7 protein-coding genes (1 of these 7 running past the window's edge) are annotated in these 7,056 nt (G+C 65.1%); 5 read left to right on the forward strand and 2 right to left on the reverse strand.

Annotated elements, in window-relative coordinates; translation table 11 throughout:
* Positions 1-149 precede the first annotated feature (149 nt).
* Positions 150-1,058 (forward strand): S-adenosyl-l-methionine hydroxide adenosyltransferase family protein, encoded by a 909-nt coding sequence (locus tag E5E96_RS10980; protein WP_171282150.1) that lies wholly within the window; start codon positions 150-152, stop codon positions 1,056-1,058.
* A gap of 193 nt (positions 1,059-1,251) precedes the next feature.
* A complete protein-coding gene (locus E5E96_RS10985) occupies positions 1,252-4,302 on the forward strand; it encodes a cytochrome c peroxidase (RefSeq protein WP_171282151.1) in 3,051 nt (1,016 codons plus the stop codon).
* 68 nt (positions 4,303-4,370) lie between these two features.
* Here the strand turns inward: E5E96_RS10985 and E5E96_RS10990 are convergent, their stop codons facing one another.
* Complete coding sequence (locus E5E96_RS10990) at positions 4,371-4,661, reverse strand: hypothetical protein (RefSeq protein WP_171282152.1); 291 nt, start codon at positions 4,659-4,661, stop codon at positions 4,371-4,373.
* Positions 4,662-4,806: 145 nt separating this feature from the next.
* Positions 4,807-5,367 carry a carbonic anhydrase gene (locus E5E96_RS10995; RefSeq protein WP_005309014.1) on the reverse strand — a complete coding sequence of 187 codons (561 nt, stop codon included), beginning with the start codon at positions 5,365-5,367 and terminating at the stop codon, positions 4,807-4,809.
* 230 nt (positions 5,368-5,597) lie between these two features.
* Between E5E96_RS10995 and E5E96_RS11000 the strand changes: the two genes are divergently transcribed.
* The 3 genes from E5E96_RS11000 to E5E96_RS11010 form a co-directional block, all read left to right on the forward strand.
* Complete coding sequence (locus tag E5E96_RS11000) at positions 5,598-6,245, forward strand: ribonuclease (protein WP_162518031.1); 648 nt, start codon at positions 5,598-5,600, stop codon at positions 6,243-6,245.
* Positions 6,246-6,313: 68 nt separating this feature from the next.
* Positions 6,314-6,598 carry a helix-hairpin-helix domain-containing protein gene (locus E5E96_RS11005; RefSeq protein WP_171282153.1) on the forward strand — a complete coding sequence of 95 codons (285 nt, stop codon included), beginning with the start codon at positions 6,314-6,316 and terminating at the stop codon, positions 6,596-6,598.
* Positions 6,595-7,056, forward strand: partial view of a nitronate monooxygenase family protein gene (locus tag E5E96_RS11010; protein ID WP_171282154.1) — the 5' end (the start) only. The gene runs 600 nt beyond the window's last position; 462 of the gene's 1,062 nt are visible here — the first part of the coding sequence; the start codon lies at positions 6,595-6,597; its stop codon lies beyond the right edge, outside the window. Before E5E96_RS11005 ends, E5E96_RS11010 begins: the two co-directional genes overlap by 4 nt.

Below are 7,056 nucleotides of genomic sequence, written 5' to 3' on the forward strand. Positions count from 1 at the left end.
CGACTCAGCCCTATCCATACACCCGCCGCGACCTGCTGGCGAGGGCTTTTGGCGCCCCCTATCCGGGGAATACGGCTTGCAATATGTGGCAGTAATGGCATTCTGGATGTCTAGATGGTTATTTTGTCGTTACCTTCAGGAGTTCAGATATGGATATTCGTACCGCCCCCCGTGCACTTGCGCTCGCCCTGTTGCTGGCCAGCGGCCTTGCCACCGCCAACGAGGCGCTGGTGATCCAGACCGACTTCGGTCTCAAGGATGGTGCCGTCTCGGCCATGAAGGGGGTCGCCTTCGGGGTGGACCGCACCCTGCCGCTCTATGACCTGACCCACGAGATCCCGGCCTACAACATCTGGGAAGCCTCCTACCGCCTCTACCAGACTCTGCAGTACTGGCCCAAGGGCACTGTGTTCGTCAGCGTGGTGGATCCGGGGGTCGGCACCGATCGCAAGTCGGTGGTGCTCAAGACCAAGAGCGGCCACTACATCGTCAGCCCGGATAACGGCACCCTGACTCTGGTGGCGGAGCACTTCGGCATCGATACGGTGCGTCAGATCGACGAGAAGACCAACCGCCTCAAGGGCTCCGAGAAGTCCTACACCTTCCACGGCCGCGACGTCTACGCCTACACCGGCGCCCGGCTCGCCTCCGGTGCCATCAGCTATGAGCAGGTGGGGCCCAAGCTGCCGGCCGAGGTGGTGAAGATCCCCTATCAGCCGGCAGTGGCCGAGCAGGACGGTACCCTCAAGGGCACCATTCCGATCCTGGACGTGCAGTACGGCAACGTCTGGACCAACATCGACGACAGCCTGCTGACCAAGGTGGGGATCAACAAGGGTGACAACGCCTGCATCAAGATCAGCGAAGGGGATGCGCTGAAATACGAGGGCAAGGCCCCCTATGTCAGCAGCTTTGGCGATGTGCCGGAAGGTCAGCCGCTGGTTTACCTCAACAGCCTGCTGCAGGTGTCGGTGGCGCTGAACATGGACAGCTTCGCTGCCAAGCATCAGGTGCAATCCGGCGCCAACTGGCATATCAGCCTGAAGAAGTGCTCCTGATAGCGAGCCGAGGTTGCCGGCTGACCGGTACACGGAGATAAAGAGGGCAGGCATCGACGGATGCCTGCCCTCTTGTCATGGTGCCCGCGACAGAGTGGCTGTTGTCAAAACACATATTTGCAAGGTGATATTGATAATGATTGTCATTTAACCGGATAATCACCGACTCCTCAGACCACTCACCCTTTGCACGATGAAAGCCAGCCTCTTACTGGTCAGCCTGCTGATCCTGACCGCCTGCAATGACAACCATAGCCAGACGCCCGTTCCCTCTGTGCCGGTGGTGACACCGCCCGTAGTAGAGCCGCCGGTGGAGCCTCCGGTGGTGACGCCACCCACAGAGCCGCCGATTGAACCGGTACCGACCCATACCCGCAGCGAGTTGACCGTGCGGCTCGATGTGACGACCCGCCTGGGTCAGGGGGCTACCCTGCTGCTGCGCCAGGCCGCTACCGGCATCGCGGTGAGCGGAGAGGTGGGGGAGGAGCGCCCCCTGGTCATGACGCTGCCGGCCGGTTTGCTGCTGGATCAGCCGCTGGAGCTGGTGGGGAGCGACGACAGCTATATTCTGCGCGCCGCGACGGCCCGGGTGGCCGATCTCGGCGCCACGGTCTTGTCGGCCCGGCGCGCTGACGCACCTTCCTTGCGACTGGATGAAGAGGAGACGGCGCTGTTCCTGTTGGCCGACCGCAATGGGGACGGCACCCTAGATCAGGGCGAGTGGGGGCAACTGGCACAGATCCGTCTGCAACAGCAGCCGCTCATTCAGGACTATGCAACCCTGTTGCTGGCCCAGCGCCAGCCGGGGGCCGAGCTCAACTATCCGGACAGCTGGCAGATGCTGCTGGCCCTGCGTGCCGATCAGGGGGAGCGCAGCTGGTATCGGCGCAGCAACAGCGCCTCCATCGAGGCGGCGAGGGGGCTGCTCTATCCCGCCCAACCCAGCCAGCCTGACGAGCCGGAGACGGCCGACCTGCTGCGCCTTGATGAGCAGGGCCGGCTGACGAGCGGCGCTGACTGGCGCTGCCTGCACGATGTGCGCAGCACCGCCGGAGTCAAGGGCAGCCAGTATTGGCTGCACGCCAGCGGCAGCAGTGCCTTGCCGCAGGCCAGCCGTGCCGGGCTGGGGGTGGTGCCGACCGGCTGCGGACGCAGTGACTGGCGACTGCCTGGCCTGGCCGAATTCGAACGGCTGCTGGCGGCGGACAAGCAGAGTTGGCGCTACCCACACACCTTTGCCCTGGCTGTGCCGACCCGGATCTGGCTGCAGGACGGCGCCGGCCGCCCCGCTCTTTACCAGCCTGCCACGGGCAGCTGGCTCGAGGAGGGGGAGGGCAGCGTGCTCTGGTATGCGCTGGCGCCCTATCCGGTACGCCCTTCGGTCATCCGTGACGACAGCATGCCCGACATGGCCGCCCTGCGCGCCCAGTATGCCGGCCCTGCCGCCCAATGGCCGGCGGCCAGAGTTGATGAGGGGGTCGAGTGGCAGGAACTGGGGCCGCTGCCGGCGGTGCCCTTCCCGGCTGACAACCCTTACAGCCGGGCCAAGGTGGTGCTGGGTCAGCAACTGTTCTTCGACAAGCGGCTCTCCCGGGCGCAAGACATCAGCTGTGCCAGCTGCCACGATCCGCAAAAAGGGTGGAGCGACGGGCTGAGCGTCTCGGTGGGCCACCAGGGGCAGAAGGGGACCCGCAATGCCCCCTCCATCCTCAACAGTGCCTTCAGCAGCAGCCAGTTCTGGGATGGCCGGGTCGGCTCCCTTGAGGAGCAGTCCCTGCACCCCATCCAGAACCCGGTAGAGATGGCACTGGATCACGACGAACTGCTGGCGCGTCTGCAGGCCAGCCACGACTACCCGGCGGCCTTTGCCACGGCGTTCGGTGACGAGGGGATCAGCCTGGAGCGGATTGCCAAGGCGATCGCCACCTTCGAGCGCACCATCATCAGCCGCGACAGCGACTTCGAGCGCTTCGTCCAAGGCGACGGGCAGGCCCTGAGCGACAAGGCGCTGTGGGGGATGCATCTCTATCGCACCGATGGCCGCTGCATGAACTGCCACTCCGGGCCGTTGCTGAGCCAGTACCGGTTCGAGAGCGTGGGGCTGGCCTACTATGGCCGCAATCTGGAAGACCGTGGCCGCTTCCTGCACACCCGCCAAAAGGCGGACATGGGGCGCTTCAAGACCCCCAGCCTGCGGGACGTGGCGTTTACCGCACCTTATATGCACAACGGGGTCTTCCCCATCCTGGCACAGCGCATCGGCAGTTCCGTGCAGGGGGTGGTGGCCATGTACAACTTCGGGGTGACCAAGTGGAGCAGCGGGGTGGGCTTCCCGACCGGGGTGGCGCAGTACGATCCCTTCTTCCCGCAAGCCTCCGATCACCTGCATGCGCTCGGTCTCTCCAACGACGAGCTGGATGCCATCGGCGAGTTCCTGCGCAGCGTGTCTGCCGAGCCGAGGCGCACACCGGCCACGGTTATCGAGCTCGGATTGAGCGGGGTGGCTGACGAGGCGCCGGTGCCTGCCATCGTGATCGATCTGCAGGTGACGCCGGCAGCGCCCCGGCTGGAAGTGGGCCAGACGCTGGCTCTGCAGGCCGGACTGCGGCTCAGCGATGGCACGCGCAATCCGGTGCAGGGCCCCTTGCAGTGGCGCAGCATGACGCCGGAGCGGGTCAGCGTCGACGGCGATGGGGTGCTCCACGCTCTGGCGGTGGGGCCTGCCCGGGTGCAGGTGAGCATGGGCGAGCGGATGCTGGAACTGGCGGTGCAGGTGGTGGATGCCCAGCCTGACTTCAGCCTGGGCTGCCGTCATCCCGAGCTGGCGGCGGGCGAGCTGATCTTCGTCTGCCCCCTGACTCGCGCGGAAGCGGACCGGCTGGCGCTGGCCTACGACGGCAGCGCCAGGGATGAAGATGGGGATTACAACCCCTTCCCCCACGACTATGTGGTGATGAGTCAGGAACGGGCTCGCGACTACTGCCAGCAGCTGGTGGCGCGTGGCCACGATGATTGGCGCCTGCCGGCGGCCAGGGAGCTGACGGCGCTGTTTGCCGCCTATCATCAGCGCGGTGAGGAGCTGAAACTGCTGACGGAGCAGGGCTGGCCGCTCTACAGCCGGCTCTGGAGCAGCGATGCCCCCAACGATGACGGGGAGGCTCCCCTGCTCGATCCGGGCAGCGGCGAGCTCATCACGGATCTGCCACAAGAGGCTCACGGCGTCGCCTGCGTGCGGGCACGTTAAGGAATTCGAGTCATGATCTCGACAAGGGCGCGGCGGCGCCCTTTTCATGGTTGGTCCAGTGGTGAGCCTTACTGCCCCTTGAGCGGGGTGGCGGATTGTAGCCGGATGGGCTGGGGCGGCAGCTCGCGCACGCTGACCACTACCTCATAGCGTTTGTCGGCTTCGGCCGGTGGAATGTTCTTGAACAGCGCCTGGGCAGTGGCCTGGGGATCCTGGCCCAGCTTGCTGGCGTGATAGAGGGGAGCGGGCAACGCCGGCGGGCGCACGTCGGGGCGACCGGCTGGCGGGGCTGGCGGCTCACAGGCCTGGGCCGACAGGCTGGCAAGCAGCAGGGTGAGTGCGAGGGGGTAACGTGACATGGGGATGGCTCCATCCAGGGAAGATGGCACATCAAACGCCAGGCGGGCCGCTAGCTCAACGGCTTTTACGCTCCCTTTTCACCCTCTTTACAGTCATGACAACGGGCGCCTTGGCGCCCGTTGTGGATCCTGGCAACCGTGGGACTCAGAACTCGTTGGAGAGCGCCTTGTACCCCTTGACCAGGTCGATGTTGGTGTGGGCCACGTCTTCGGAGAACTCGGCGGCATCCACCGAGACCCGCGGGATATGGTCCAGATCGCTCTGCTGGTTGATGCGGGTGGTGGAGGGAACGTAGAACTCCGGCGGCAAATCGCAGCCGTCCACCACCGAGTTGTGGCGCACCACGGCGCCGTCACCGATGTGGCAGTTGAACAGCACGCTGTTGAAGCCGATGAACACCCGGTTACCCACTTCGCACGGCCCGTGGACTATGCTGCGGTGGGCGATGGAGGTGTACTCGCCGATGGTGACGGCGGCGCCGGACTTGGAGTGGATGACGACCCCGTCCTGAATGTTGGAGTTGGCGCCGATGACGATGGGCTCCATGTCGCCGCTGGCATCCACCTCGTCGGCGCGGATCACCGCATAGGGGCCGACAAACACGTTCTCCTTGATGATCACCTTGCCACAGATGATGGCTGTCTTGTCGATATAGGCTGACTCGTCGATGACCGGCAGATGGCCGGAGGGATTCTTGCGGATCATGTTACATCCTGTTGAAGAGGAAAGCGGACGGGAAGCAGGCCGGACGTGCGGGCCCTCCGGAGAGTCAGCTTACGCCTCGGTGCCGGGAGGGGAAACCCTTTACTGGTCTGACCCCGACATGGGCCGGCGCCCCGGCAGGGTGTTCCCTCTGGGCAAAATATGGGAGCATGGCCGTTCTCGAGGGCAAAACGGCCCGCTCGACATTATGTGCATAACCCTGGATACCCAAGATGAAGAAGATTGTTGTGCTGCTCGGCATGCTGCTGGCCCCCTGGTTCTCCTCCGCCGTTCAGGCCAAAGGGGAGGCCGGCGAATTTGACTATTACGCCATGGCGCTCTCCTGGTCACCGGAGCATTGCGCCATCAAGCCGGCCGACCGGGACCAATGTTCCCGCCAGCTGGGATTCGTGCTGCACGGGCTCTGGCCCCAGTACCAGCGCGGCTATCCGAGCAGCTGTACCCGCGAGCGGCTGGATCCGGCGATGGAGCAGCAGTTTGCCGGCCTCTATCCCAGCCGCTTCCTCTATCGCCATGAGTGGGAGAAGCACGGCACCTGCTCCGGTCTGAGCCAGCGCGGCTTTCATCAGCTGGCCAGCGACCTGCGCCAGAAAGTGAAGATCCCGGCCGCCTATCAGTCTCCCGCCGAGCCGCTGCGCAAGAGCCGTTTCCAGCTCAAGGCGGATCTGGCCAGTGCCAACGACTGGCTGGCCCCGGACAACATCACGGTGGCCTGCGCCGACGGTGGCCGTTTCCTGCGGGAGGTCTATATCTGCATCAACAAGGAGGGGACGGCAGCCGTCACCTGTTCCGACGAGATGCAAAAGCGCGAGTTGCGCTCCTGCGGTCAGCCGGACTTCCTGCTGCGCAGCGTACGTTGACCACTTATCTTCATCAGGCCCCTCGCGGGCCTGATGTGCAATGAGGGTATGGGAAAGGAGTCTGATCAATGAAGAGCAAGCAAGGATTTTCGGGGGAGGAGCGGGCGCAGCTGCTCGGCGTGAAAGGGGTGGGGCCCACCGTCATCGGGCGGCTTGAACAGCTTGGCTACCACAATCTGGCGCAATTGGCCGAGGCTGACACCGGCCATATCGTGCAACTGGTGGCCAGCATGCTGGGCTCGACCTGCTGGCAGAACAGCCCGCAGGCCCGGGCGGCCATCGATGGGGCCATCGCCCTGGCACGCAGCCAGGTCGGTGGCATCACTCCCGAGCGGCAAGAGGCAGCATCATGACGCTGTTTGCCGAACTGGGGTTGCGCTACCCCATCATTCAGGCCCCCATGGCCGGTGTGCAGGACTGCGCGCTGGCACTGGCCGTGACTCGGGCCGGCGCGCTGGGCTCATTGCCTGCGGCCATGCTGAGCCTCGCCACCTTGCGGGAAGAGCTGACCCGGCTGGCGGCGAGCGGGGAGGGGCCATTCAACATCAACTTCTTCTGCCATCGGCAGGAGGCGCCGGATCCCGCCGCCCAGGCCCGCTGGTTGCAGCGGCTGGCGCCCTACTATGACGAATACGGCGTGCGCGACACGGCCGGCGCGGCGGCTCCCAGTCGGGCCCCGTTCAATGCCGAGCATGCCGCCATGGTGGCCGAGTTCAAACCGGCCGTGGTCAGTTTTCATTTCGGACTGCCCGAGCCCGAGTTGCTGGCCAGGGTGAAGGCCAGCGGGGCCAAGGTATTGGCCAGCGCCACC

Source organism: Aeromonas sp. 1805 (assembly GCF_013085525.1).
Classification (GTDB): Bacteria; Pseudomonadota; Gammaproteobacteria; order Enterobacterales; family Aeromonadaceae; genus Aeromonas; species Aeromonas hydrophila.